The organism is Kitasatospora sp. NPDC088742 (assembly GCF_055584905.1).
Genome location: NZ_JBVJLD010000001.1, coordinates 320,102 through 344,089, shown reverse-complemented (window position 1 = coordinate 344,089; position 23,988 = coordinate 320,102). Strand labels below are relative to the sequence as shown.

Below are 23,988 nucleotides of genomic sequence, written 5' to 3'. Positions count from 1 at the left end.
GGCCCCTCAGGCCGCCGGGTGGTGGTCCGGGACGGCGTTGAGCTCGATGCCGTGCTCCAGCAGGGCCTTGACCGCGCAGAGCACCGTGGTGAAGCCGCCGACGGTGTCGTTGACCCAGCGCACGGCCTCGTCGCCGGTGCCGGTGAAGCCGGTCTCGGTGACCTCAACGAAGGTGGTCTCCGCCGTGCGGGGCGTGAAGGTCAGCTCCACGCTGGTCGGCTGGTCGTAGTTGCCCCACTCGAAGCGGATCATCCGGTGGTCGACCGCCTCCCGGACCCGGACCTCGACCGAGACCCCGTAGGTGGCCCACTCCCAGGTCAGCTCGGCGCCCTCGGCCATCGGCCCGCTGCTGCGGGTGTACCAGACCCGGGTGGTCACCGCCGGGTCGGCGAAGGCCGCGAAGACCTCCGCCGCCGGGCGACGGACCATCATGCAGGCGTAGGCGGCGGGCTCGTGGGTCAGCTCCAGTCTCTCCATGGCACGATCATGCGCCCTCGGGGCCCGCCGCCCCCGTCACGCCGGGGCGTGTTCCTGCTCCTCCTGGTAGAGCCGGGCCGCCATGGTCTCGATCGCCCGGTCGAGGCGGGCCCGGTCCTCCGGGTCGGTGACGTCCCAGTCGTCCAGGTGGTGGCCCAGCCACTGCCGCCAGGCCTCGCCGATCCGGTCCACCTCGGCCTGCCCGGCCGGGGTGAGGACGAGCCGGCCGTCCGCGGCCGTCACGTGGCCGCTGTCCACCACCTTCTCGAAGGCGGGCTCCAGCACCTCGCCCGGCACGTGGTGGGCGACCGCGATCGACTCCACGTCCGCTCCCCCGCCGTACCGGCCGCGCCAGTAGACCTGCCCGACCGCCCAGGCCTGACCGGGCGTCAGCACGGTGCCGGAGTCGGCCAGGATGCGCTCCTTGACGGCCTGGCGCCCCTTGGTCTTGCGCAGCAGATTGGACACCGCCCGCTCCAACTGCCGGTCCGCGTCCGCCGAGTCCGGCGCGCCGAAGCCCTCGCCGATGTCCCCGGCCCCGGCCCGGGCGCTGTCGCGCAGCGGGACCTCCTTGAGGAACCAGGCGACCACGAAGCCGACCAGGGCGACCGGCACCACCCATTGGAAGACGTAGTTCACCGTGTCGGCGTAGGCGGTGACGAAGGGCGCGGCCTGCTCGGCGGGCAGCGCTTCCAGCCCGGCCGGGCTCTGCACCGCAGCCGGCGGGACGGAGGGCTGCTGGGCGAAGGCCTCCGTCAGGTTGGGCGTCAACCGGCTGCTGAACAGGGTGCCGAAGACCGCCGTCCCGAAGGAGCTGCCCAGCGTCCGGAAGAAGGTCACGCCCGAGGTGGCGGTGCCCAGTTCGTGGTACGGCACGGTGTTCTGCACCGCGATGGTGAGCACCTGCATGGCCAGCCCAATGCCCAGGCCGAGCACCAGCATGTACAGCGACTCCAGCCAGACCCCGGTGCCCGGGCCCATGGTGGACATCGTCCAGAGGCCGGCCGCCATCACGCCGGTGCCCAGAATCGGGAAGATCCGGTACCTGCCGGTGCGGCTGACCACCACGCCCGAGAGCATCGAGGTGCCGAGCAGGCCGGCCACCATCGGCAGCGTCCGGACGCCCGACATGGTGGCCGAGACCCCGTCCACGAACTGCAGGTAGGTGGGCAGGTAGGTCATCGCGCCGAGCATGGCGAAGCCGACGATGAAGGAGAGGATCGAGCAGACCGTGAAGACCGAGTTCCGGAACAGGTGCATCGGCAGCATCGGTTCCTCGGCCCGGAACTCCACCACCACGAAGCCCACCAGCAGCAGCACCGAGCCGACGAACAGCCCGATGATCACCGGCGAGCCCCAGGCGTACTCGTTGCCGCCCCACTCCAGCCCGAGCACCAGGCCCGAGGCGCCGAGCGCGATCAGCACGATGCCGGCGTAGTCGATCACCGGCCGGACGGCCGCCCGCACCGCCGGGATGGTCCGGGCGGCCATCAGCACCATGACGACCGCGATCGGCACGTTGACGTAGAAGCACCAGCGCCAGGAGGCGTGGTCGGTGAAGAGACCACCCAGGGTCGGGCCCACCACCGTGGTCACCCCGAAGACCGCGCCCAGCGCGCCCTGGTACTTGCCGCGCTCGCGCAGCGGGATGACGTCGGCGATCAGCGCCATCGCGGTCACCATCAGCCCGCCGCCGCCGATGCCCTGGACGGCGCGGCCGACGATCAGCAGCAGCATCCCGTTGGCCGCGCCGGAGACCACCGAGCCGGCGACGAAGACCACCGCGCTGACCTGGAAGACGATCTTGCGGCCGAACAGGTCGCCGAACTTGCCGACCAGCACCGTGGCCACCGTCTCGGCCAGCAGGTACGCCGTCACCACCCAGGCCATGTGCCCGCCGCCGCCCAGCTCGGCCACGATGGTGGGCAGCGCGGTGGAGACGATCGTCTGGTCCAGCGCGGCCATCAGCATGCCGAGCACGATGGTCGCGAAGACCACGTTGGTCTGACGGCGGCTCAGCGTCGGTGGGGCCTTGGACGCTTCGGCGACGGCGGTGGCGGACACACGGCCTCCCGTTCGGGCTGACAGGTACCGCCAGCCTTGGGCCGGTGGCGCCGGTCCGCCACCGCAGGCGGCGGACCGGGTGACCCGCTACGCCCGGCGGTCACCCCGGCGTCGCCCCCGGGGCCCGCACCCGAAACCCGCTCGCGTCGGCGCCCGTCCGCTGCCTAGGGTCTGACGGTATGTCGACGACCTCCGCCCCGGCCCCGCTCCGCGAGCAGCTGCGCTCCGGACTGACCACCGCCCTCAAGTCCCGTGACCGCGCCGCCGCCTCGGTGCTGCGCGCCACCCTCGGCGCGATCGAGAACGCCGAGGCCGTCCCGGCGCCGGAGGCCGCCGGCCCGCTGGCGATCGAGGCGCTGCCGCTCGGGGCCGGGGCCGCCGAGGCCGAGCGCCGTGTGCTCACCGAGGCGGACGTGGCGGCGATCGTCCGGGCCGAGCGGACCGAGCGGGAGGAGGCGGCCGCCGAGTACGAGCTGCTGGGCCGCGAGGAGCCGGCCGCCCGGCTCCGTGCCGAGGCCGCGCTGCTCGACGGCTACCTGCGCTGATACCTGCGCTGGCCAGCGCCGGAGCGGACGGGCCGACGGTGCGCCGCGGCCGGGCCGGTCAGAGCTCGCCGGAGCGGACCAACCTGGCCAGCAGCTCGGCCAGTTGGTCCCGCTCGGCCGAGCTGAGGGCGACGGTCAGTTCGTCGTTGGCCTCCCGGCAGAGCTGGTCGCCGCGGCGCAGCCGCCGGGCCCCGGCCGGGGCGAGGGTGATGACGTTCTTGCGCCGGTCCCTGGTGTCGGGCGCGCGCTCGACCAGTCCGTCGTCCTGCAGCTCGCCGACCAGGGCGACCATGTCCTTGGGGTCGATCCCGGTGCTGCGGCTGAGCTCCGCCTGGGAGACGGGCGCCAGTTCGGCGACGGCGGCCAGCACCGCGTACTGCGGCATCCGCAGCCCCGCCAGGGCCAGCGCCTCGCCGACCAGCCGGTGGCCCCGGGCCGAGGCCCGGCCGAGCAGCCAGCTCGGGAGGGTCCGGATCGCGTCGGGGGCCTGCGGTGGTTGGTTCACGAGACAAGCCTAGCCGGATGATCGTTGGACCTCCCCATGATCTAGGTATACCGTGGGGACGCCGACAAGTCCGTTGGGTACACCAACGATGACGATCCAGGGAGGTCCTGATGCGACGGGTCCGCTTCCACGCGTACGGGGACCCGGAGGTGCTCAGGGTCGAGCGGGGTGAGGTGCCCGAGCCCGGCCCGGGCGAGCTGCTGGTGCGCACCGAAGTGATCGGCGTCAGCCTCCCCGGCGTCCGGAAGGTGCGGGGCACCGGCGCCGCCGGGCCGCTGCCGGAGGGGGCCGGGGTGATCGGCGGCGAGGTGGCCGGCCGGGTGGTCGCGGGCGGCCCCGGGGTCGAGGGCTTCGCGATCGGCGAGCGGGTGGTCTCGCTCGCCTTCGACGAGGCGTACGCCGAACTGGCCGTCGTCCCGGCCGCCCTGACGGAGCGGATCCCGCCGAAGCTGGAGACCGAGCAGGCGCTCGCGCTGCGCCGCAACGGCCAGGTGGCGCTCGCCGTGCTGGCCACCGCCTCGCCGCACCCCGAGGAGTCGGTCCTGGTGACCGCCGCGGCCGGCGGCGTCGGGCACCTGCTGGTGCAGCTGGCCAAGCTGCGCGGGGTGCGCCGGGTGGTGGGCGTGGTGAGCTCGCCGGCCAAGGCCGAGTTCGTCCGCGGCCTGGGCGCCGACGAGGTGGTGCTGTACGAGGACGAGAAGTGGGGCGAGCCGGCCGACGTGGTGCTGGACGGCGTCGGCGGCGAACTGCTCCCCCGGACGCTGGACGCGGTGGTCCCCGGCGGCCGGATGGTCTACTTCTCCTCCGGCGGCGGCACCCTGCCCGCGTACGACCTGCTGGCCGGCGGCAAGACCGTCATCGGCCACTCCATGTCCCGCTTCGTCCGCACCCACCCGGAGCTCTACCGCCTGCACGGCGAGCAGCTCTGGGAGCTGGCGCTGGCCGGCCGGCTGCGGGCCGCCGTGCACGCCCGGCTGCCGCTGGCCCAGGCGGCCCGGGCGCACGCCGTGATCGAGGCCCGGGCCAACCTCGGCAAGGTCGTCCTCACCCCCTGACGCCCCGTCGGCTCCGAGGGCTCCGAGGGGAGGCCGCTACGCCTCGTGCGGGGCCGCCGCGTCCGGGTCCATCCAGACGTACTCCCACATGTGGCCGTCCAGGTCGTGGAAGCTGCGGCTGTACATGAAGCCGAGGTCCATCGGGTCGTTGGCCGGGCCCGCCCCCGCCGCGATCGCCCGGTCCACCACCTGGTCCACCTCCTCGCGGCTCTCCGCGGTCAGGGCGAGGATCACCTCGGTGGTGGTGTTGGTGTCGGCCAGGTCCTTCTTGGTGAACTCCTTGAACTTCGCCTCGGTCAGCGCCATCACGAAGATGCTGTCGCTGACCACCAGACAGGCGGCGGTCTCGTCGGTGAACTGTGGGTTGGGCTCGTACCCCACCTTCTCGAAGAAGGCGAGCGACCGGTCCAGGTCACGCACGGGGAGATTGACGAAGATCATCGTAGGCATGGCGCTGCCCGTTTCTGTCGCGGCTCGGTGGGACAGAACCGAGCTTGGCACCACCGTGCCCGGGCCACACCTCGAACGGGGCCGTCGGCCGGGCGTGTTGGTGCCCGGCCCGCCCTCGTGTAGAGATGGGCGGAGCCGTTCGGACGAGGAGAGGGTGTCGCGTCATGCCGCTGCTGGAGCCGGACCCGAACGCGCTGAGGCCCACCGCACCGACCACCCCGGCGGGTGACCGGGTGGCCGACGGGCGGGCCGGGGGCACCCCGGCCGGGCTGCGCGACGACCTGGTCGCGCTGCTCGGGCCCGGCAAGGTGCTGAGCAAGGTCTCCGACCTGGTCCGGTACGCCTCGGACGCCAGCCCGTACCGCTTCGTGCCGCAGGTGGTGGTGATCGCCGAGACCGTCTCCGACGTCTCGGCGGTCTTCGCCTACGCCCACCGGAAGGGCCGTCAGGTGGTGCTCCGGGCGGGCGGGACGAGCCTCAACGGGCAGGCCCAGGGCGAGGACATCCTGATGGACGTGCGGCGGCACTGGGCCGGGATCACCGTCGAGGGCGAAGGGGCCGAGCGGGCCCGGATCCGCCCCGGCACCACGGTGGCCCGGGCCAACGCCGCGCTCGCCCGGCACGGCCGGGTGCTCGGCCCCGACCCGGCCAGCGCGATCGCCGCCACCCTCGGCGGCGTGGTGGCCAACAACGCCTCCGGCATGACCGCCGGCACCACCCGCAACTCCTACCGCACCCTGGCCTCGCTCACCGTCGTGCTCCCCTCCGGAACCGTGCTGGACACCGCCGAACCGGAGGCCGACCGGAAGCTGGCCGAACGCGAACCGGCGCTCTGCGAAGGCCTGTTGGCGCTCAAGGCGGAGATCGAGGCCGATCCGGCGCTGGTGGCGCGGATCCGCGCCAAGTACGAGATCAAGAACACCAACGGCTACCGGCTGGACGCCTTCCTGGACGGGGACACCCCCGTCCGGATCCTGCGCGGCCTGATGGTCGGCTCCGAGGGCACCTTCGGCTTCGTCGCGGAGACGGTCTTCGACACCCTGCCGCTGCACCGCCTGGCCTCGGCCGGTCTGCTCTTCTTCCCCTCGCTCCGGGAGGCCGCGGCCGCCGTCCCGCTCTTCACCGAGGCCGGGGCGCTGGCAGTCGAGCTGATGGACGGCAACACCCTGCGCGCCTCCGCCGCGGTGGCCGGCGTCCCGGCCGACTGGGCCACCGTGCCGAAGGAGACCACCGCGCTGCTGGTGGAGTTCCGCACCCCCGACGAGGCCGCCCTGACCGCCGCCGAGGCCCGGGCCGATGAGCTGCTCGGCAAGCTCCAACTGGCCACCCCTGCCGCCTCGGTGACCAACCGCTTCACCCGGGACACCGCCACCGTGGCCGGGTACTGGAAGGCCCGCAAGGCCTTCGTCTCCGCGATCGGCTCGGCCCGCCCGCCCGGCACCACCCTGCTGACCGAGGACTTCGCGGTACCGCCGTCCCGGCTGGCCGAGGCCTGCGAGGCGCTGCTCGGGCTCCAGGCGGAGCACGGCTTCGACGCCGCCGTGGCCGGCCACGCGGCCCACGGCAACCTGCACTTCCTGCTCTCCTTCGACCCGGCCGACCAGGGCGACCTGGACCGCTACGCCGCCTTCATGGCCGCCTTCTGCGAGCTCACCGTCGAACGCTTCGACGGCTCGCTCAAGGCCGAGCACGCCACCGGGCGCAACATCGCGCCGTTCCTGGAGCTCGAATGGGGGCCGCAGGCCACCGAGTTGATGTGGCGGACCAAGCAACTCATCGACCCGCAGGGCATCCTGGCCCCCCGGGTGGTGCTGGACCGCGACCCGCTGGGCCACCTGCGTGGCCTCAAGACCATCCCGCGGATCGAGCCGGTGGCCGACCCGTGCATCGAGTGCGGCTTCTGCGAGCCCACCTGCCCGAGCGCCGACCTCACCACCACACCCCGCCAACGGATCGTGCTACGGCGGGAGTTGATGCGACAGCCGGAATCCTCCCCGGTCTCCGTGGAGCTCCTCGACGCCTACGGCTACGACGCCGTGGACACCTGCGCGGGCGACTCCACCTGCAAGCTGGCCTGCCCCGTCGGCATCGACACCGGCGCGATGATGAGGGACTTCCGGCACCAGCGCCACAGCCCGCGCGAGGAGCGCACCGCCGCCCTGCTGGCCGCCCGCTTCAAGCAGGTCGAGGCCTCCGCCCGGCTCGCCGTCGGCGCGGCCGAACGGATCTCCGACCGGCTGCTGACCACCGTCACCGGAACCGCCCGCAAGGCGGTCCGGCGGGATCTGGTGCCCGAGTGGCTGCCCGAGATCCCGGGCGCCGCCACCCGCCGGATGCCGCCCACCTCCCGGGTAGGCGCGGCCGCCGTCTACTACCCCGCCTGCGTCAACCGCATCTTCGGCGAGCCCGCCGGCCACCAGGGGCCCACCCTGCCCGAGGCCCTGGTCGCGGTCTCCGAGCGGGCGGGCCGGCCGGTCTGGATCCCGGAGGACGTGGCCGGCACCTGCTGCGCCACCATCTGGCACTCCAAGGGCTACGAGGACGGCAACGTCCTGATGGCCAACCGGATCGTCGAGGCCGCCTGGGGCTGGACCGGCGGCGGAAAGCGCCCACTGGTGGTGGACGCCTCCTCCTGCACCCTCGGCATCGCCCACGAGGTGGTCCCGTTCCTCACCGAGCCCAACCGCGAACTCCACGCCGGGCTCACGGTGGTGGACTCGGTCGTCTGGGCCGCCGAGCTCCTCCCCTCGCTGCGGATCCTGCGCACCGTGGAGTCCGCCGTGCTCCACCCCACCTGCTCGATGCAGCACCTCGGCGACGAGGCGCAGCTGCGAGCGGTGGCCGCCGCATGCGCGGACGAGGTGGTGATCCCCGAGGACGCCGGCTGCTGCGCCTTCGCCGGCGACCGCGGCATGCTGCACAGGGAGCTCACCGAATCCGCCACCGCCCGCGAGGCCGCCGAGGTGACGTCCCGCCAGTTCTCCACCCACGTCTCGGCCAACCGGATGTGCGAGGTCGGCATGGAACACGCCACCGGGCGGCCGTACCACTCCGTCCTGCTGGACCTGGAGCGTGCCACCCGACCCTAGGGACTTCAGTGCCGGCGGTCCGCCAGCCAGGCCGTGAAGGCGGTCAGCACGGCCAGCAGGGCGGCGGCCCAGGCGGTGTGGGCGAGCAGCGTGGTGGTGGGCGGGGCGGGCGGCGCGGCGCTGAGCAGGCGGACCGTCCCGTTCACCGGGCTCACGGTGCGGCTGATCAGCGCGACCAGGCTGAGCAGCGCCGCCGTCGCGAAGGCGTAGCCGGGGCGGCGGATCACCGGGCGGGCGCAGAGGCCGCCGAGTGCGGTGCCGGTCAGGACGGCAGTGGTGTGAGCGAGCAGACCGTCCGTCAGTTCGCCGGCAGTGTGGAGCGTCCCGCTCGCCGCCATCGGCCAGACCAGCGCGGCGGCGGCCAGGGCGAGGCCGCAGAGCAGGGCGGCGGCGGTCCGGCCGAGCAGGGCGCGGGTACGGCCTCCCGCGTTGACTGCGGTGACGGCGGCCTGGAGCGGGTCCTCGGTGTTGTGCAGGGCCAGCGTCAGCCAGACCATCACGGGCAGCAGGGCACCGGCCGAGGCTCCGTAGCCCTGGAGGACGGGGCCGGGCATGGCGTGCAGGACGGCCAGCAGGCCCAGGTACGCCACGAGTTGGGGCAGGTAGCGCTGGGAGCGGAGGGAGTCAGCGAGCGTGTAGCGGGCGACGGCGGTCACGAGTCCTGCCCTCCGCTCCGGCTGACCTCACGGATGGAGTGCCCCCGCCGAAGCAACTCGGCGAGCACCGCGTCCGAGTGCTCCGGGTCGACCTCCAGCCGGGCACCCCGGTGGGCCCGGACACCGGTGAGCGCGGTGAGCGCCTCCTCGGCCGGGTGCGCGAGGCGCACCGACACCACCGCCGTCTCCTCCGCCACCAGCCGCCCTCCCCTGAGGTGGTGCACGGCGTCGGCGGTGGCGGCCACCGTCCCCTGCTGGTGCTCCGTCAGCAGCACCACCGCCCCGGCCTCCCGCCGCTCCGCCAGACACTCCGTCAGGGCCTGGTGCGCCTCGGTGTCCAGGCCCGACCACGGCTCGTCCAGCACCAGCAACTCCGGCCCGGCCAGCAGCGCCTGGGCCAGTGCGACCTTCTGCGCGTTCCCCTTCGACAAGGTCGCCACCGGCGCCTGCGGATCACCGGTGAGCGCGAAGCGCTCCAGTAGCTCGTCCCCGCGCCGGGCCGCCGCCGCGCCGCCGAGGCCCTGGATCCGCCCCATGTGCCGCAGGTAGGACCGGGCCGAGAGCCGCAGCCCGGCCGGCAGCCGCTCGGGCACGTACCCGACCCGCCCGGGCCGCCCGCGCACCACCCCGCCGTCCGGCCGGACCAGCCCGGCGGCCAGCCGCAGCAACGTGGACTTCCCCGACCCGTTCCCGCCCACCACCGCCGTCACCGCCCCGCCCGGCAGATCCAGCGTCACCCCGTCCAGCACGTACCCGCCCCGGCGGCCGTACCGCACCCGCACCGACTCCAGCCGCACCCGGTCCTCCACCACCACCGATCACCTGACCGCCGGTCAACGCACGGCCCACCCCAGGTGGTTCCGCCTGCGCCCCGCCGGGGGTCCGTGGTCACCGCGCGCAGCGAGGACCTGGTCGACGGTGAAGCTCGCGGCCTTCTGCCGGGGCGGGTACTCCTTGAAGGTGGCCAGGAACTCCGCGACGATCCGCTGGGCCGGGACCAGCAGGAACACGTGTGCCAGGAACCAGTCGTAGTAGGTGTTCGCGGTGACGTCGGCCTTCTCGAACGGGTCGGTGCGCAGGTTGAACAGCTTGGGCACGCGCAGCACGGTGAACGGCTCGGCCCAGAGCGCCAGCGTGCCCGGGGACCGCTGCTCCATGAAGATCAGCTTCCAGTTGTCGTAGCGCATCGCCATCAGGTCGCCGTCGTCGGAGAAGTAGAAGAACTCCGTGCGCGGGCCCCGCTCGCTCCGGCCGGTCAGGTAGGGCAGCAGGTCGTGGCCGTCGAGGCGCACCTTGTAGCTGTGGCCGTCGAGCGTGGTCCCGGCCTTGAGCTTCTCGACGATCTCCGGCTCTCCGGCCGCGGCGGCGAAGGTCGGCAGCCAGTCCAGCCCGGCCACGATCTCGTTGGAGACGACCCCGGCCGCGATCCGGCCGGGCCGGCGCACCATGGCCGGGGTGCGGAACGCGCCCTCCCAGTTGGAGTTCTTCTCGCTGCGGAACGGGGTGGTGGCCGCGTCCGGCCAGGTGTTGGCGTGCGGGCCGTTGTCCATTCCGTAGACCACGATGGTGTTCCCGGCGATGCCCAGGTCGTCCAGCAGGTCCAGCAGGGTGCCGATCAGCCGGTCGTGGTCGATCATCGCGTCGTGGTACTCGGACGCCTCCGGTCAGCCGGATGGCTCCCGCCCCACCCGGGCGGGGCGGCCGTGTCCGGGGAGTGGAATTCCGTGCGCCGCACCCGGCCGGGGCGGCAGGGTGGCGGGATGTTGCTGCAACCGGAGACCGAGGACCTGGCCGCCTACCTCGTGGCGGACGACGTGATCGACCATCAACACCCCGAGCTGCGGCGGCTGGCCGCCGGGCTGTCCGGCCCCGAGGAGACCTTCCACCACGTCCGCGACCAGGTGGCGCACTCCGCCGACGCGGGCAGCTACAGCGCGGCGTACCGGGCCTCCGAGGTGCTGGCCGAGCGCAACGCGATCTGCCACGGCAAGGCCCACCTGCTGGCCGCCCTGCTGCGTGCCCAGGGCGTGCCGACCGGCCTCTGCTACCAGCGGCTGGGCGACGACGCGGGCGGCTTCGTGCTGCACGCCCTCAACGCCGTGCACCTGAACGGCCGTTGGTCCCGCCTCGACGCCCGGGGCAACCGCGAGGGCGTGGACGCCCAGTACGACCTGGAGCGGGAGCGGCTGGCCTGGCCGGTCCGGCCGGAGCTCGGCGAGCGCGACTACCCCACGGTCTTCGCCGCCCCGCCGGCGCAGCTGGTCGACGCCCTCACCCGGGCGGTCCCCGGCCGCCACGGCTACGGCTACTACCTCCCGAGCGCGCTGTGACGGCGCCTCAGGTCAGGGCGGCGCGGCCCGACGAAGCCGGGATCCTCAGCGAGTTGGCCCTCCGGTCAAAGGCGTACTGGGGGTACGACGCCGCCTTCATGGCGGCCTGCCGGGAGGAGCTCACCCTCACCCCGGAGGAGCTCGCCCCGCGCCGCGCCACCGTGGCCGTCGACGGCCACGGCCGGGTCCTGGGCTTCGCGACGCTCGAAGGGGAGCCGCTCACCGGCGAGTTGGGCATGCTGTTCGTCGACCCGGAGGCGATCGGCAGGGGCGTCGGGCGGCTGCTGTTCGGCCATCTCGAAGCCACCGCGCGGGCGTTGGGCTTCACCGGGCTCACCGTCGACGCCGACCCGAACGCCGAGCCCTTCTACCTCGCGATGGGCGCGGTCCGCACCGGCACCACCCCGTCCGAGTCGATCCCCGGCCGGGTGCTCCCGCAGCTGCTCCTCACCCTCCGGCCCCCTTCCACGGGCGGTCCGGAAAACCCTTCGACCGCATGATCGTCCCCGGCTACGGTGTGCGGTCGAACGTCACCGTCCCAAAGGGGAATCCCGCATGATCGAAGGCCGTCTCGTCTCCCTGCGCGCCCTGCGCGAGGAGGACGCGGAGCACCACCTGCGCTGGCGCAACGACCCGGAGGTGGTGCACTGGGCCTGCGCCGGCGACCCGACCTTCGGGCCGGTCACCCGGGAGGCGGTGGCGCTCGGCTTCGAGCGAATGCTGCGGCTGGTGCCGCGCGAGTCGGCGGTGCTCACCGTCGAGACGCTGACGGACCGCCAGGTGATCGGCATGGTCGACTACCGTGACCTGGACCCCTGGGCCGGCTGCGTGACCGTCGGCATCACCATCGGCGAGCGCGACTTCTGGGGGACGGGCCACGGTTCGGAGGCGCTGCGCCTGCTGGTGGACCACCTGTTCGGCGCGTACCCGCTCGTCCGCGTCCAGCTGGACACCTGGAGCGGGAACGAGCGGGCGGTGCGGGCCTTCACCAAGCTGGGCTTCCGCGAGGAGGGCCGCCGGCGCGACGCCGTCATGGTCGGCGGCGTCCGCCACGACGAGGTGCTGTTCGGCATGCTCCGCGAGGAGTGGCGGCCGCGCGGCTGAGCGGCCCGTCGGCGGCTGACGGGCCTCAGGCGCCCACGGTGCCGTCGACGGACTCGCGGAGGAAGTCGGCGTGGCCGTTGTGCCGCGCGTACTCGACCAGCACGTGGACCATCGCCATCCGCAGCGAGACGTCCTCCTCCCAGCGCGGCTGACGCCCCGTCAGGTCCAGTGAGGCGGCCTCCCGCTCGATCCGGCGGGAGGTCTCCACCTCGGCCTCCCAGGCGGTGAAGGCCTCCGCGCGGGTGGAGTCGCTCGCGTCGTAGGCCGCCTGGAAGTCGATCACGTCCGACCAGACCAGCGGCACCTCGTTGTCGTCGAACACCCGCCGGAACCAGGCCCGTTCGACCTCCGCCAGGTGCCGCACCAGGCCCAGCAGCGACAGCGTCGAGGGCGGCGAGGACTGCAGCCGCAGCTCCTCGTCCGTCAGCCCCTCGCACTTCATCGCCAGGGTCGCCCGCTGGTACTCCAGGAACGCCCGCAGCGTCTCCCGCTCGTCCCCCAGCAGCGGCGGTCCGACCCGCTCATCGGCAGCACCCATCACACACGCACCTCTCCACCCCTGACGGACGATCACTCCGGACCACGCTACAGGTCGGTCCGCAGCGGCCGGTCAGTGGTGCTGGACGAGCTGGATCAGGTTGCCGCAGGTGTCGTCGAGGACCGCGGTGGAGACCGGGCCCATCGGGGTCGGGGGCTGGGTGAAGCGGACGCCGAGGCCGAGCAGGCGCCGGTATTCGGCGTCCAGGTCGGCCACCAGGAAGGAGGCGACGGGGATGCCGTCCTCGACCAGGGCCTGCTTGAAGGGTTTGACGGCGCGGTGGCCGGAGGGTTCGAGGAGGAGCTCGGGGCCGTCGGGGTCCTCGGCGGAAACGACGGTGAGCCAGCGGTCCTCGCCGATCGGGACGTCGGCCTTGGTGCGGAAGCCGAGGACCTCGGTGTAGAAGGTCTGGGCGGCGGCCTGGTCGTCCACGAAGACGCTGGTCAGGTGGATCCTCATGAGCACTCTCCTGCCGGGGCGGTTCCTGTCGGGACCATCCGACCCCGGGCGTCCCGCCGCGACAAGGACCGACGCGCGCCTCTGGCCACTCGGGGTACGTCAGCCGGCTGCTCCGCTCGCTGGAGGCGGGCGGCCTGGTGACGGTGGAGCCCGGGGTGGCGGACCGGCCGGTGCGCACCGTCCGCCTGACCGAGGCCGGCGCCGCCGAGCGCGCCACCCTCGACCCGGTCGCGCCGGACCACCCGGACCCGCTCCACTGCCTGCGCTCCTTCTTCGCCGAGCTCGCCGAGACCTTCGACTCCGGCTTCGACCCGGCCCTCGGCCGGCTGCCCGACCCGGGCGGGCGCAAGCCTCCGCACGGGGTCTTCCTGGTCGCCCGGCTGCACGGCGAGCCGGTCGGCTGCGCGGGGCTGAAGCTGCCGCCGGGCGGCCCGGCCGAGGTGAAGCGGATGTGGGTGGCGCCGCAGGCGCGCGGACTCGGCCTCGGGCGGCGGTTCCTGACGGAGCTGGAGCGGCGGGCCGTCGTCGGCGGCGCCGCCGTGCTGCGGCTGGACACCAACCGGGCGCTGACCACCGCGATCGGCCTCTACCACGCGTACGGCTTCCGCGAGGTGCCCGCCTTCAACGACGAGCCCTACGCCCACCACTGGTTCGAGAAGCCCCTCGCCTGACAGCACGTCACTCGGACCGACCGGCGTCAGGACGGCCAGTCCGCCGGGGAGACCTCCGGGTCGTTGCCGCGCACCCAGACGGCGGAGACGCCGAAGATCCGCCGGATCACCGCGAAGCCGCCCTCCCAGCCGTCGGGGAGCCGCAGCCGGCCGGTGCGGACCGCCTCGCCGACCCCGTCGGCACCGGCCATCCGCAGCTCGCCGGTCCAGCTGGGCAGGCCGAGCTGCGGGACGTCGCCGGTGAGTTCGGCCCGGACCGGGATCTCCCGGCCCTCGGCCAGCACCACGGCGGGGCCCCGGTACACGGGTGATGGGCGCACGGATCCGGTCATGATCCGACTCTGGGTACCGCGCGGCGGCCCCGCAACTCTTGATCGACCACACGGGGCGCCCCGGCACCACATGACCCGGCGTCAGATTCAGGACACAGTGCGTCACTTGTCTGCCATGTCATGTCACAGCCATGTTGAATCCGTTTCCCTCCCACCACGCCCCGGGCAGGGATGCCGACCGCACCACCGATCTCACCCGTCCGTGCGGCGTCCCCCTGTACGCCGCCACCGCGCGAAGGAGAGTCCGTGGCACATCCCACCGGTCGATGGCGGTCCGCCGCCGCCGCACTGATCACGACCATCGCCCTCCCCGCCGCCGTCCTGGCCGCACCGGCCTTCGCGGCGCCCGCACCGAGCGCACCCGACACGGTCACGGCCAAGGTCGAGCCCAAGGTGCTGGAGCAACTCGCCGACGAGGACAAGGCGGTGTACTGGGTCGAGCTCAACTCCCAGGCCAGCACGGTGGAGGCACAGCGCGCCACCACCAAGGCCGCCAAGACCGAGGCGCTCTACCGCTCCAAGACCGTGCACGCCGACGCCAGTCAGAAGCACCTGCGCGGCCTGCTGGACAACGCCCAGGCCGAGTACCGCTCGTACTGGATCGTCAACACCATCCGGGTCACCGGCGACCGCAAGCTGCTGGAGCTGATCGCCGGTCAGCCGGAGGTGGCCAAGGTCCGGGCCGCGGTGAGCGTGAAGCTGGACGAGGCGCTGCCGGGCACGGCGGAGCCCAAGACCGCCGACGCGGTCGAGTGGAACGTGGACCGGATCGGGGCGCCCCGGGTCTGGGACGAGCTCGGCGACCGCGGCGAGGGCGTCGTGGTGGCCAACATCGACTCCGGGGTGGACTACACCCACCCGGCGGTCAACGGCGCCTACCGCGGCCGCACCGCGAGCGGCGGCTACGACCACGCCTACAACTGGTTCGACCCGGCGGGCATCTGCTCCACCGCCGCGCCCTGCGACAACAACGACCACGGCACCCACACCATGGGCACCATGGTCGGCTCCAACGGCGCGGACCGGATCGGCGTCGCCCCCGGCGCCAAGTGGATCGCCGCCAAGGGCTGCGAGTCCAACTCCTGCTCCGACGCCTCGCTGCTGGCGGCCGGCCAGTGGGTGATCGCACCGACCGACCTCGCCGGGCAGAACCCCCGCCCGGACCTGGCACCCGACGTGGTCAACAACTCCTGGGGCGGCACGCTCTACGACACCTGGTACCGGCAGACCGTGCAGGCCTGGACAGACGCGGGCATCTTCCCCGCCTTCTCCAACGGCAACAGCGGGCCGGGCTGCAACTCCAACGGCTACCCCGGCGGTTACACCAACGCCTACTCCTCCGGCTCCTTCAACAGCGCCGGGGCCATCTCCAGCTTCTCCTCGCGCGGGCCCGGCGAGAACGGCCAGTTGAAGCCCGACCTGGCGGCCCCCGGCGAGAACGTCCGCTCCAGCGTGCCCGGCGGCGGCTACGCCTCCTTCAGCGGCACCTCGATGGCCTCGCCGCACACCGCCGCCACGGTGGCCCTGATCTGGTCCCGCTCCCCCGCCCTGCGGGGCAACGTGGCCGAGACCGAGGCGCTGCTGGGCCGCACCGCCATCGACACCGACGCCACCGCCTGCGGTGGCACCGCGGCCCGGAACAACATCTTCGGCGAGGGCCGGCTGGACGCCTTCGCGGCCGTCTCGGCCGCCCCGCACGGGCCGGTCGGCGCCGTCAACGGCCTTGTCACGTCCGGCGGTTCGCCGCTGGCCGGGGCCACCGTGCTGGCCCACGGGGCGGGCGGGGACCGTACCGCCACCACCGGTGCCGACGGCGGGTACGCGCTGTCCAACCTCGCCGAGGGCGCCTACACCCTGACCGTCTCCAAGTACGGCTACCTGGCCGCCACGGCCGAGGTGACGGTGGTCGCCGACCAGACCGCCGCCCGCGACTTCGCCGTCGAGCGCGCACCCACCGCCACCGTCTCCGGCACCGTCCGCAGCGGCGGCGCCCCGGCGGCCGGCTCGGTGGTCACGGCCGCCGGCACCCCGGTCACCGCCACCACCGACGCCGAGGGCCGGTACCAACTCGCCCTCCCGCTGGGCGAGTACGACCTCACCGCGAGCTCCCCGTACCGCTGCGCCGACCAGGCCAAGCGGAACCTGGCACTGACCGCCGACACCGCGCTGGACATCGAACTCCCGGTACGCAGCGATACGTTCGGCTACACCTGCGCGGCCGCCGACGGCGGGTGGACGCCCGGCACCAGCAAGCTCGCCCTCACCGGGGACACCGCCGCCGAGCAGGTCCAACTCCCGTTCCCCGTCGCGCTGTACGGCTCGGTGTACACCTCGGCGTACCTCTCCACGGACGGCCACGTCTCCTTCCCGGCCTCCTCCACGGTGTACGCCAACACCTCGCTGCCCTCCACCGCGCTGCCGAACGCGGCACTCTACCCGTTCTGGGACGACCTCTACCTGGACGCCCAGTCCGGGGTGTACACCGCCACCACCGGCACCGCGCCGAACCGCGCCTTCGTGGTGGAGTGGCGCGGCGCCGCCTTCTACTCGGCCCGCACCACCCGGCTCTCCTTCTCGGTGACGATCGGCGAGGACGGCAGCTTCACCTACCGGTACAAGGACGTCACCGCCGGCCTGCCGACCGCCAACAGCGCCACCATCGGCCTGGAGAACGCCACCGGCACCGACGGCTTCCAGTACTCCTTCAACACCGCCTCGGTGACGGAGGGTCTGGCGCTGGCCTTCCGCCCGGCCAGGACCGGTCTGCTGCGCGGCACGGTGACGGACGCCAACGACGCCAAGCCGCTGGCCGGAGCCACCGTCAGGCTGCTGACCTCCGCCGGGGCGACCGCCGGCACCGCCGTCAGCGGCGCGGACGGCTCCTACCTGATCCAACCCGCCGCCGGGGACTACACCTTGGAGACCGCGGCACCCGACTACGTGACCTCCGGCAAGGCGCTCACCGTCACCGCGGGCACCGTGCAGCGGCCGGTCACCGCGCTGGCCACCGGCCGGGTCACCGCCTCGGTGCCGGGCCTGACCGCCGTCGTCCCGGCCGGGCAGAACCGCAGCCGGAGCTTCCTGCTCGCCAACTCCGGTGCGGCGACGGCCTTCACCGTCACCGAGGTGGTGGACGCGCCCTGGCTCAAGGTCACCCCGGCCTCGGGGCAGCTGCCCACCGGCGGGCAGCAGGGCGTCGCCCTGGCCCTGGACGCGGCCGGCGTCACGCCCGGCACGGTGCTCACCGCCCAGCTGCTGGTCCGCTCCGCGAGCGGCCGGGCCCCGCAGCTGACGGTGCCGGTCACCCTGGTCGTCCCGGCCTACCAGGTGGCCCTGGACGCCGGGGCCACCGGCACCCTGACCGACTCGCTCGGGGACAGCTGGACCAAGGACCGCGAGTACGCCGCCGGTTCCTACGGCTACCAGGGCCGCTCCTCCACCAAGGACACCCGGGAGGCGATCGCCGGCACCGCCGATCCGAAGCGCTTCCAGACCGCCCGCGAGGGCATGTACGGCTACGCCTTCGACAAGGTGCCGAACGGCGTCTACACCGTCGAGCTGGACTTCGCCGAGCTTGAGCGCAAGTCCCCCAACAGCCGGGTCTTCGACGTGCTGGTCGAGGACAAGGAGGTCATCCCCAACCTGGACATCGCCCTCAAGTCCGGTACCAGGACGGCCCTCACGCAGTCCTTCACCGCCACCGTCACCGACGGCCGCCTGGACGTGCGCTTCGTCGCCGCCAACGGCAAGACCCTGCTCAACGCGATCCGGGTCACCCAGCGCCCGGACCTCACGGGCTGACCGGTACACCGCGCGCGGGCCGTACCCCTTCACGGGGGTGCGGCCCGCGCCGCCGTTCCCGGACGGTGCGTCAGATCTCGGTGCGGGTCAGGCAGTGCGGGCAGTGCAGGACCTGGAGGGTCTCCTCCCGCGCCCGGCGGACCGCCAGCACGCAGGACAGCGCGGCCGGGACCGCGAGCGCGAGCAGCACCGCGGCCGCCACGGCGTTCCCGATGAGCACCAGCTCGACGGCCGTGACCACCAGGACCGCCGCGACCAGGAACCGCAGCGCGCCCCGGCTCCGGACGACCGGCCGGCGACGCTCCGTGAACCGGCTCAGCCCGTCGGCCTGCTCGCATCGGCCGCAACTCGCATCCCTTGCCGCCACCGGCCCGCCCGTCCGGAGCCCATCAGTCACCATGGCGGACACAGTAGACGATGCCCTCCCCCTCCGACGGGGTGATTCCACAGGTCACGGAGCTGTGGTGACGGTGGATCCGAGGCGGGCGCGGTGATGCTGGTCGCGATCGTGTCCCATTTGTCCCCATTCGAAGGTGATGCCGTGCACCTCCCCCACCGTCTCAGACGTCCCGTCGCCTCCTGCCTGGCCGTGCTGCCGCTGCTGGCCGCCGCTCCCCCGGCCGGGGCGGCCCCGCCCCGTGCGGCCGACAGCTGGTCCGAACTCCGCTCCTACGGCCAGTGCCTGACGGTGGAGGAATCCCGGGAGGTGCGGCTGCGGTCCTGCGCCTCGCAGTACGGGGAGCCCACCCCCGCCGGGCAGCAGTGGCGGCTGGACGGGCAGGGCACGCTGCTCAGCGCGCTGGCCGGCGGCCTCGCGCTCGGCCTGCCCGCCGGGAGCTCCCCCGCCTCCGGTGCCATGACTGCCGCCGTCCCGTCCGGCGGCACCGGCGGCGCGTCCACCGGACCCTGGACCTACGACGCCGCCACCGGGCGGCTCGGCTGGCAGGACGGCTCGCGGTACGTGCTGGACTTCAACACCGGCTCGGACCGGGCCTCGCTCTACGCCCCGCACGGCAACGAGAACCAGCAGTGGTCCTTCTCTCCCGTCTCCACCCTGCCGATCGGGGCGGCCGGCGTCGAACTGCGCACCGAGAGCCGTTGCCTGACCCTCGATCCGGTGCCGACCCCCGCCCGCGCGCTGACCGTGGAACCCTGCGCCTCGCTCAACGGAGCGGCCACCCCGGCGAACCAGCGGTGGACGGTCACCGCCGAGGGCCGGGTGCAGTCCACCACCGCCCCGTACCCCGTCCTGGACGTCACCGCCGACCGGACCGTGGTCGGACGCCCCGTCACCGACGGCTCCGACCGCGCCCGCTGGCAGTACGACCCGGCCACCGGCGTGCTGCGCTGGGCCGCCGACCCGAAGCTCGCGCTCGACCACTACCGCTCCTCCGGCACCGCCGGGCTCTACGGGGCGAGCGGCGGTGCCAACCAGTCCTGGACCAGTGTCCCCGCCACCGACCGGCCGGGCCAGGCCCGCGTCCAGGCCGCCCCCGGCGCCCCCACCGCCAAGGCCTCCTCGCCGACCTCGGCCACGCTCAGCTGGCCGGCCCTGGGCGGCCCCGCGCCCGCCGGCTACGCCGTCCGCCGCGACGGCGGCAGGATCGGCGTGACCACCGGGCGCAGCTTCCAGGACGACGGCCTCGGGCCGGGCGGCCCGCACCGCTACACCGTGACCGCGATCGCCGCCGACGGCGTCGAGTCCGCGCCGAGCCCCGAGGCGGTGCTCACCGCCCCGGCCTGCCCGAGCGCGACCGGACCTGACGGTCTGGCACCCTTCATCCCCCCGGTGCCGGGCCGGCCCTACGCCGTCACGCTCACCGGCCTGCCCTCGGCGGAGCAGGAGCGGCAGCGCCAGGGGCTGGCCCAACTCCCCTCCGACGTCCGGCCGACCGGCCTCTACCTGCCGCCGGGCGCCACCCTCACCGTCTCCGCCACCGGTGGCTCGGGCGGCGCCCTGCGGGTGCTGGTCGGCCCGCCGGTCGGCTCCCGGCTGGCCTCCGCCCGCCGCTACCCGGTGGCCACCAGCGGCTCCACCCCGGTCCGTGACCACCGCGGCGGCATGGTCTACCTGGCCTTCGACGGCGCCGCCACCGACCGGGTCACCGTCACGCTCGACGGCGGCCAGGCCGCGCCGGTCTTCGTGCTGGGCCGCACCACGGCCGCCGAGTGGCGCACCCTGCTGGCCGAACGCCCCACCCGCTACGCCGAGTTGGTGGCGGGCCGGACCATCGTCACGCTCACCCGGGAGGGCGCCGCCCGGTACGCGGCCGCCTCGCCGGAGCCGGTGCTGCGCCACCTGGAGTGTGCCCGGGCGATCGAGGACACCTCCGCCGGGTTCACCCCGCCCGGCGCCGCCGACGCGACCACCGCGCCAGGGCCGGACTCCCCCGGGGTGTTCCCCTTCCACTACGTCGAGGTGGAGCGCCGGGCCGGGGCAGCCTTCGCCACCAACGACTACATGGGCTTCCAGGACGAGTCCGCCTCCTGGATCGCCGACGGCGCCTCGGCGGGCTGGGGCGTCTGGCACGAGCAGGGCCACCACCGGCAGCAACAGGCGGTCAAGCCCAGCGAGTTGACGGAGGTCTCGGTCAACCTGCACTCGCTCGCGGTGGGCAAGGCGCTCGGCCGCACCTCCCGGCTGGCCGCCCAGAAGACCTACGACACCGCCCTGCCGAAGCTCGGCCGGGCCGGTCTCTCCTACGGGTCCGACTTCGACGCCTTCGAACAGCTCGTCATGCTGCAGCAGTTGACGCTCGAGTACGGCGACGGCTTCTGGCCGGCCGTCCACCACACGGTGCGGGTCGACCCGCCGCAGGGCAGCGACCGCTGGGCCAACCTGGCACTCACCACCAGCCGGGTGGCCCGCGAGGACCTGACCGCCTTCTACCTGGCCTGGGGCGTACCGCTGACCGACGCCGCCCGCCAGGACCTGGCGGCGCTCAAACTCCCGCCCGCCCCGGCCGGCCTGACCAGTCGCCGGGAGCCCTGACAAGTCGGCGGCGCTCCGCCCCGTCCGTCGTGCCGGACGGGGCGGCGCACCGCCCTCGGCCCGGACCACGGCGGTACTGCGCCTGCCGGTAATGGGCTTGCCGCCCCCGGTGCACCGTTTCCTAAGATCACCGGATGACGGACATCACCTACCCCGCCAAGCCGCGCCCCGGAGACCGGGTCGCCGTCCTCTCGCCCTCCGCCGGACTGCCCGGGCTCTTCCCCCTCCCCTACGAGCTCGGACTGCGGCGTCTGCGCGAGGAGTTCGGCCTGGAGCCGGTCGAGTACCCGGCCTCCCGGAGGATGGGCTCCACGCCCGAGGAGCGCGCGGCCGACATCCACGCCGCCTTCGCCGACCCCACGGTCAAGGCCGTGATCGCCAGCATCGGCGGCGACGACCAGCTGACCGTGCTGCCCCACCTCGACCGCGAGCTGCTGCGCGCCAACCCCAAGCCCTTCTTCGGCTACAGCGACAACACCAACCTGCTGCTCTTCCTGCGCAACGCGGGCATGGTGGCGTACCACGGGGCCTGCGTGATGGTCGAGCTCGGCCGCCCCGGCGCCCTGCACCCGCTCACCGCCGCCTCGCTGCGCGCCGCACTGCTCGGCTCCGGCCCGTACGAGCTCACCGCCGCCACCGGGTACGGCGACGTGGTCGGCCGCTGGGACGAGCCGGCCACCTTCGACGGCGAGCCGCTGATGGAGCCCGCTGACGGCTGGTCATGGCACAACGCCGACCGGGTGGTCGAGGGCAGGGCCTGGGGCGGCAACGTGGAGATCCTCTCCTGGCTGATGATGGCCGACAAGGAGATCGGCCCCGCCGAGGAGCACGAGGGCGAGGTGCTCTTCCTGGAGACCTCCGAGGAGATGCCGCGCGCCGAGGAGATCCACCGCATCCTGCGGAACATGGGCGAGCGCGGGCTGCTGGGCCGCTTCCCCGCCCTGCTCTGGGGCCGGGCCCGCGCCTGGTCCTTCGAGCAGCCGCTGGACGCCGCCGCCAAGGCCGCCTACCGGCAGGAGCAGCGCGAGGCCGTCCTGCGCGCGGTGGCCCGGTACGCGCCCGAGACGGTGGTGGTCTTCGACGTGGACCTCGGGCACACCGACCCGCAGCTGGTCATCCCGGTCGGCGGCCTGGTCCGGGTGGACGGCCCGGCCCGCCGGATCACCGTCACCTACTGACGCCCCGTCCGGTGCGCCGGGTGGTCGTAATGCGATTGATCCGCGTCCGGCCACCCGGCTAACTTCCGCCCCATGGACACCACTTCGACCACTTCGACCACCGAACCGACCGACTGGCGCGAGGCCAACCGCGCCAACTGGGACGAACGCGTCCCCGTGCACGTCGCGGGCCCCTTCTACGACGTCCCCGGCTTCGTGGCCGGCCGGGACACCCTGCGCTCCTTCGAACCCGAGGAGGTCGGGGACGTGAAGGGCCGCACGCTGCTCCACCTCCAGTGCCACATCGGCCTGGACACCCTCTCGTGGGCCCGGCGCGGCGCCACCGTGACCGGCCTGGACTTCTCCGCCCCGGCGGTGGCGGTGGCGCGCGAGCTCGCCACCGAGATCGGCGCCGGGGACGCCGAGTTCGTAACGGCCGACGTCTACGACGCCGTCGAGGTGCTCGGCGGGCGGACCTTCGACACCGTCTACACCGGCTACGGCGCGCTCTGCTGGCTGCCCGACCTCGCCCGCTGGGCCCGGACGGCCGCCGCGCTGGTCCGCCCGGGCGGCTTCCTCTACGTGGCCGAGTTCCACCCCTTCGCCGACCTGCTCGGCGAGGACGGCCGCACGGTCGAGGGCGACTACTTCCTCCAGGGCCCGACGGTGGTGGACGAGCCCGGCGGTTACGCCGACCCGGACAGCACCAGCACCGCCACCCTGCGGTACCAGTGGACGCACGGCGTGGGCCAGGTGGTCAGCGCCCTGGCCGCCGCGGGCCTGCGGGTGGAGTTCCTGCACGAGCACGACGCCGGCCACTTCCGGCTGCCGCCCCGGCAGGGCGTCCCGCTGGTCTACACCGTCCGCGCCGGCAAGCCCTCCTGACGGACCCTCACATCAGCGGCTGCACGTCCCCGGTGGTCAGCGTCTGGCCCACGGCGGCGGCGGCCAGGTCGCCCGGCGGGATGCCCGGGTGGTGCCCGGCGCCCGCGGTTCCGGTGCCGGCGTCCTCCTCGGCCAGCGCGATGTGGGAGAGGATCCGGTAGCGGTCACCCCGGTAGAGGGAGTGGACGTACTCGACCGGACGGCCGTCCCGGTCGGTGGTGAGGCGCTCGAACTGGAGGGCCGGGGAGAAGACCGGCACGCCGAGCAGTCCCGCCTCCTTCTCGTTCACCACGGTCGGCTCGATCGACTGCACCGCCTGGTGCACCCTCACCCCGTGCCGCCCGCGCAGCAGTTCGTAGAAGTCCCCGCTCTCCATGTCGGACGGTGCCAGCCCGGGCACCAGTGCGGCCGGGACGTGCAGCTGCTCGATGGCCATCGGCTCACCGTCCACCAGCCGCAGCCGGGCGATGTAGACGATCCCGGCCATCGGCGGCAGCTGCAGCTTGCGGCCGACCCGGGCACCCGCCTGGACCTGCGAGAACTCCAGCACCCGCCCGGCCCAACTACCCGCCGCCCGGGGCAGGGTGAAGCCCTGGTCGGCCGGGGCCGCCAGCTCCTGGGTGATCTTCACCCGGGCCACGAACATGCCGCGGCCGTGCTCACGGACGATCAGCCCGGTGGTCACCAGCCCGTCCACCGCCGCCCGCAAGGTCGGCCGGGAGACGCCGAGTTGCTCGCAGAGCACCCGCTCGGAGGGGATCGGATCGCCCGGCGCGCCGGCCTCCACCAGATCCCGCAGGTAGTCCCGGACCCGAGTGCGTTTGTACGCCGAGCCCACCGCGTCCGCCATCGCGCCCCTCCTCTCCCCACCGCCGACC

General features: G+C 73.8%; 21 protein-coding genes and 2 pseudogenes. 11 read left to right on the top strand and 12 right to left on the bottom strand.

The features are described from left to right. Positions 1-6: 6 nt before the first annotated feature. Together ACZ6ZR_RS01450 and ACZ6ZR_RS01445 are read right to left on the bottom strand one after the other, a co-directional pair. Positions 7-477 (bottom strand): SRPBCC family protein, encoded by a 471-nt coding sequence (locus ACZ6ZR_RS01450; RefSeq protein WP_465638174.1) that lies wholly within the window; start codon positions 475-477, stop codon positions 7-9. 36 nt (positions 478-513) lie between these two features. Then, positions 514-2,541 (bottom strand): MDR family MFS transporter, encoded by a 2,028-nt coding sequence (locus tag ACZ6ZR_RS01445; RefSeq protein ID WP_465638172.1) that lies wholly within the window; start codon positions 2,539-2,541, stop codon positions 514-516. Positions 2,542-2,720: 179 nt separating this feature from the next. On the opposite strand from ACZ6ZR_RS01445, the gene ACZ6ZR_RS01440 reads away from it, so the two are divergent. Further along, positions 2,721-3,086 carry a hypothetical protein gene (locus ACZ6ZR_RS01440; RefSeq protein WP_465638170.1) on the top strand — a complete coding sequence of 122 codons (366 nt, stop codon included), beginning with the start codon at positions 2,721-2,723 and terminating at the stop codon, positions 3,084-3,086. 58 nt (positions 3,087-3,144) lie between these two features. Here the strand turns inward: ACZ6ZR_RS01440 and ACZ6ZR_RS01435 are convergent, their stop codons facing one another. After that, the gene (locus ACZ6ZR_RS01435; RefSeq protein WP_465638168.1) at positions 3,145-3,591 is read right to left on the bottom strand and encodes a MarR family winged helix-turn-helix transcriptional regulator; all 447 of its coding nucleotides are present in this window, start codon (positions 3,589-3,591) and stop codon (positions 3,145-3,147) included. Between the two features lie 110 nt (positions 3,592-3,701). Between ACZ6ZR_RS01435 and ACZ6ZR_RS01430 the strand changes: the two genes are divergently transcribed. Then, positions 3,702-4,646 (top strand): quinone oxidoreductase family protein, encoded by a 945-nt coding sequence (locus ACZ6ZR_RS01430; protein WP_465638166.1) that lies wholly within the window; start codon positions 3,702-3,704, stop codon positions 4,644-4,646. A 36-nt stretch (positions 4,647-4,682) separates the two neighbouring features. Here the strand turns inward: ACZ6ZR_RS01430 and ACZ6ZR_RS01425 are convergent, their stop codons facing one another. Continuing rightward, a complete protein-coding gene (locus tag ACZ6ZR_RS01425) occupies positions 4,683-5,096 on the bottom strand; it encodes a VOC family protein (RefSeq protein WP_465638164.1) in 414 nt (137 codons plus the stop codon). A gap of 164 nt (positions 5,097-5,260) precedes the next feature. Here ACZ6ZR_RS01425 and ACZ6ZR_RS01420 point away from each other — a divergent pair, with 164 nt between their 5' ends. Beyond that, a complete protein-coding gene (locus tag ACZ6ZR_RS01420; RefSeq protein ID WP_465638162.1) occupies positions 5,261-8,185 on the top strand; it encodes an FAD-binding and (Fe-S)-binding domain-containing protein in 2,925 nt (974 codons plus the stop codon). 5 nt (positions 8,186-8,190) lie between these two features. On the opposite strand, the gene ACZ6ZR_RS01415 is transcribed toward ACZ6ZR_RS01420, so the two are convergent. The 3 genes and pseudogenes from ACZ6ZR_RS01415 to ACZ6ZR_RS01405 all read right to left on the bottom strand — a co-directional run. Continuing rightward, positions 8,191-8,841: a hypothetical protein gene (locus tag ACZ6ZR_RS01415; protein WP_465638160.1), complete on the bottom strand. Its 651-nt coding sequence runs from the start codon at positions 8,839-8,841 to the stop codon at positions 8,191-8,193. Further along, positions 8,838-9,653 (bottom strand): ABC transporter ATP-binding protein, encoded by an 816-nt coding sequence (locus ACZ6ZR_RS01410; RefSeq protein ID WP_465638158.1) that lies wholly within the window; start codon positions 9,651-9,653, stop codon positions 8,838-8,840. The genes ACZ6ZR_RS01415 and ACZ6ZR_RS01410 overlap by 4 nt, the downstream gene beginning before the upstream one ends. 21 nt (positions 9,654-9,674) lie before the next feature. Beyond that, positions 9,675-10,484: pseudogene (locus ACZ6ZR_RS01405) on the bottom strand (sulfatase-like hydrolase/transferase); the annotation flags it as partial. A gap of 117 nt (positions 10,485-10,601) precedes the next feature. Between ACZ6ZR_RS01405 and ACZ6ZR_RS01400 the strand changes: the two are divergent. From ACZ6ZR_RS01400 to ACZ6ZR_RS01390, 3 genes are read left to right on the top strand one after another with little or no spacing between them, the layout of a single operon-like run. Then, positions 10,602-11,171: a transglutaminase domain-containing protein gene (locus tag ACZ6ZR_RS01400; RefSeq protein WP_465638156.1), complete on the top strand. Its 570-nt coding sequence runs from the start codon at positions 10,602-10,604 to the stop codon at positions 11,169-11,171. A 53-nt stretch (positions 11,172-11,224) separates the two neighbouring features. Next, a complete protein-coding gene (locus tag ACZ6ZR_RS01395) occupies positions 11,225-11,671 on the top strand; it encodes a GNAT family N-acetyltransferase (RefSeq protein ID WP_465638154.1) in 447 nt (148 codons plus the stop codon). Between the two features lie 55 nt (positions 11,672-11,726). Beyond that, complete coding sequence (locus tag ACZ6ZR_RS01390; RefSeq protein ID WP_465638152.1) at positions 11,727-12,275, top strand: GNAT family N-acetyltransferase; 549 nt, start codon at positions 11,727-11,729, stop codon at positions 12,273-12,275. A gap of 25 nt (positions 12,276-12,300) precedes the next feature. Here ACZ6ZR_RS01390 and ACZ6ZR_RS01385 read toward each other — a convergent pair whose 3' ends face one another. Further along, positions 12,301-12,813, bottom strand: a complete 513-nt coding sequence (locus ACZ6ZR_RS01385; protein WP_465638150.1) for a DinB family protein — start codon at positions 12,811-12,813, stop codon at positions 12,301-12,303. Between the two features lie 72 nt (positions 12,814-12,885). Beyond that, positions 12,886-13,272: a VOC family protein gene (locus tag ACZ6ZR_RS01380; protein ID WP_465638148.1), complete on the bottom strand. Its 387-nt coding sequence runs from the start codon at positions 13,270-13,272 to the stop codon at positions 12,886-12,888. An 89-nt stretch (positions 13,273-13,361) separates the two neighbouring features. Between ACZ6ZR_RS01380 and ACZ6ZR_RS01375 the strand changes: the two are divergent. Continuing rightward, a pseudogene (locus ACZ6ZR_RS01375) lies at positions 13,362-13,943 on the top strand (GNAT family N-acetyltransferase); the annotation flags it as partial. Between the two features lie 26 nt (positions 13,944-13,969). Here ACZ6ZR_RS01375 and ACZ6ZR_RS01370 read toward each other — a convergent pair. Continuing rightward, positions 13,970-14,275: a hypothetical protein gene (locus ACZ6ZR_RS01370; protein ID WP_465638146.1), complete on the bottom strand. Its 306-nt coding sequence runs from the start codon at positions 14,273-14,275 to the stop codon at positions 13,970-13,972. 246 nt (positions 14,276-14,521) lie between these two features. On the opposite strand from ACZ6ZR_RS01370, the gene ACZ6ZR_RS01365 reads away from it, so the two are divergent. After that, on the top strand, positions 14,522-18,076 hold the full coding sequence (locus ACZ6ZR_RS01365) for a S8 family serine peptidase (protein WP_465638144.1): 3,555 nt from the start codon (positions 14,522-14,524) through the stop codon (positions 18,074-18,076). Between the two features lie 70 nt (positions 18,077-18,146). Here the strand turns inward: ACZ6ZR_RS01365 and ACZ6ZR_RS01360 are convergent, their stop codons facing one another. After that, positions 18,147-18,476 (bottom strand): hypothetical protein, encoded by a 330-nt coding sequence (locus ACZ6ZR_RS01360; protein ID WP_465638142.1) that lies wholly within the window; start codon positions 18,474-18,476, stop codon positions 18,147-18,149. A gap of 141 nt (positions 18,477-18,617) precedes the next feature. Here ACZ6ZR_RS01360 and ACZ6ZR_RS01355 point away from each other — a divergent pair, with 141 nt between their 5' ends. From ACZ6ZR_RS01355 to ACZ6ZR_RS01345, 3 genes are all read left to right on the top strand, one after another. Beyond that, positions 18,618-21,068 carry a M60 family metallopeptidase gene (locus tag ACZ6ZR_RS01355; protein ID WP_465638140.1) on the top strand — a complete coding sequence of 817 codons (2,451 nt, stop codon included), beginning with the start codon at positions 18,618-18,620 and terminating at the stop codon, positions 21,066-21,068. A 134-nt stretch (positions 21,069-21,202) separates the two neighbouring features. Further along, entirely contained in the window at positions 21,203-22,246 is a 1,044-nt protein-coding gene (locus tag ACZ6ZR_RS01350) for a S66 family peptidase (protein WP_465638138.1), read from the top strand. 72 nt (positions 22,247-22,318) lie between these two features. Beyond that, the gene (locus tag ACZ6ZR_RS01345; RefSeq protein ID WP_465638136.1) at positions 22,319-23,110 is read left to right on the top strand and encodes a class I SAM-dependent methyltransferase; all 792 of its coding nucleotides are present in this window, start codon (positions 22,319-22,321) and stop codon (positions 23,108-23,110) included. Positions 23,111-23,117: 7 nt separating this feature from the next. Here the strand turns inward: ACZ6ZR_RS01345 and ACZ6ZR_RS01340 are convergent, their stop codons facing one another. Then, positions 23,118-23,960: a GntR family transcriptional regulator gene (locus ACZ6ZR_RS01340; RefSeq protein ID WP_465638134.1), complete on the bottom strand. Its 843-nt coding sequence runs from the start codon at positions 23,958-23,960 to the stop codon at positions 23,118-23,120. Between the last annotated feature and the right edge of the window lie 28 nt (positions 23,961-23,988).

What these genes read in the sequence shown, in the direction of transcription:
- ACZ6ZR_RS01450 (WP_465638174.1), bottom strand. Translation starts at nt 477, where the DNA reads ATGGAGAGACTGGAGCTGACCCACGAGCCCGCCGCCTACGCCTGCATG.
- ACZ6ZR_RS01440 (WP_465638170.1), top strand. Translation starts at nt 2,721, where the DNA reads ATGTCGACGACCTCCGCCCCGGCCCCGCTCCGCGAGCAGCTGCGCTCC.
- ACZ6ZR_RS01430 (WP_465638166.1), top strand. Translation starts at nt 3,702, where the DNA reads ATGCGACGGGTCCGCTTCCACGCGTACGGGGACCCGGAGGTGCTCAGG.
- ACZ6ZR_RS01425 (WP_465638164.1), bottom strand. Translation starts at nt 5,096, where the DNA reads ATGCCTACGATGATCTTCGTCAATCTCCCCGTGCGTGACCTGGACCGG.
- ACZ6ZR_RS01420 (WP_465638162.1), top strand. Translation starts at nt 5,261, where the DNA reads ATGCCGCTGCTGGAGCCGGACCCGAACGCGCTGAGGCCCACCGCACCG.
- ACZ6ZR_RS01400 (WP_465638156.1), top strand. Translation starts at nt 10,602, where the DNA reads ATGTTGCTGCAACCGGAGACCGAGGACCTGGCCGCCTACCTCGTGGCG.
- ACZ6ZR_RS01390 (WP_465638152.1), top strand. Translation starts at nt 11,727, where the DNA reads ATGATCGAAGGCCGTCTCGTCTCCCTGCGCGCCCTGCGCGAGGAGGAC.
- ACZ6ZR_RS01385 (WP_465638150.1), bottom strand. Translation starts at nt 12,813, where the DNA reads ATGGGTGCTGCCGATGAGCGGGTCGGACCGCCGCTGCTGGGGGACGAG.
- ACZ6ZR_RS01380 (WP_465638148.1), bottom strand. Translation starts at nt 13,272, where the DNA reads ATGAGGATCCACCTGACCAGCGTCTTCGTGGACGACCAGGCCGCCGCC.
- ACZ6ZR_RS01370 (WP_465638146.1), bottom strand. Translation starts at nt 14,275, where the DNA reads ATGACCGGATCCGTGCGCCCATCACCCGTGTACCGGGGCCCCGCCGTG.
- ACZ6ZR_RS01360 (WP_465638142.1), bottom strand. Translation starts at nt 18,476, where the DNA reads ATGGTGACTGATGGGCTCCGGACGGGCGGGCCGGTGGCGGCAAGGGAT.
- ACZ6ZR_RS01350 (WP_465638138.1), top strand. Translation starts at nt 21,203, where the DNA reads ATGACGGACATCACCTACCCCGCCAAGCCGCGCCCCGGAGACCGGGTC.
- ACZ6ZR_RS01345 (WP_465638136.1), top strand. Translation starts at nt 22,319, where the DNA reads ATGGACACCACTTCGACCACTTCGACCACCGAACCGACCGACTGGCGC.
- ACZ6ZR_RS01340 (WP_465638134.1), bottom strand. Translation starts at nt 23,960, where the DNA reads ATGGCGGACGCGGTGGGCTCGGCGTACAAACGCACTCGGGTCCGGGAC.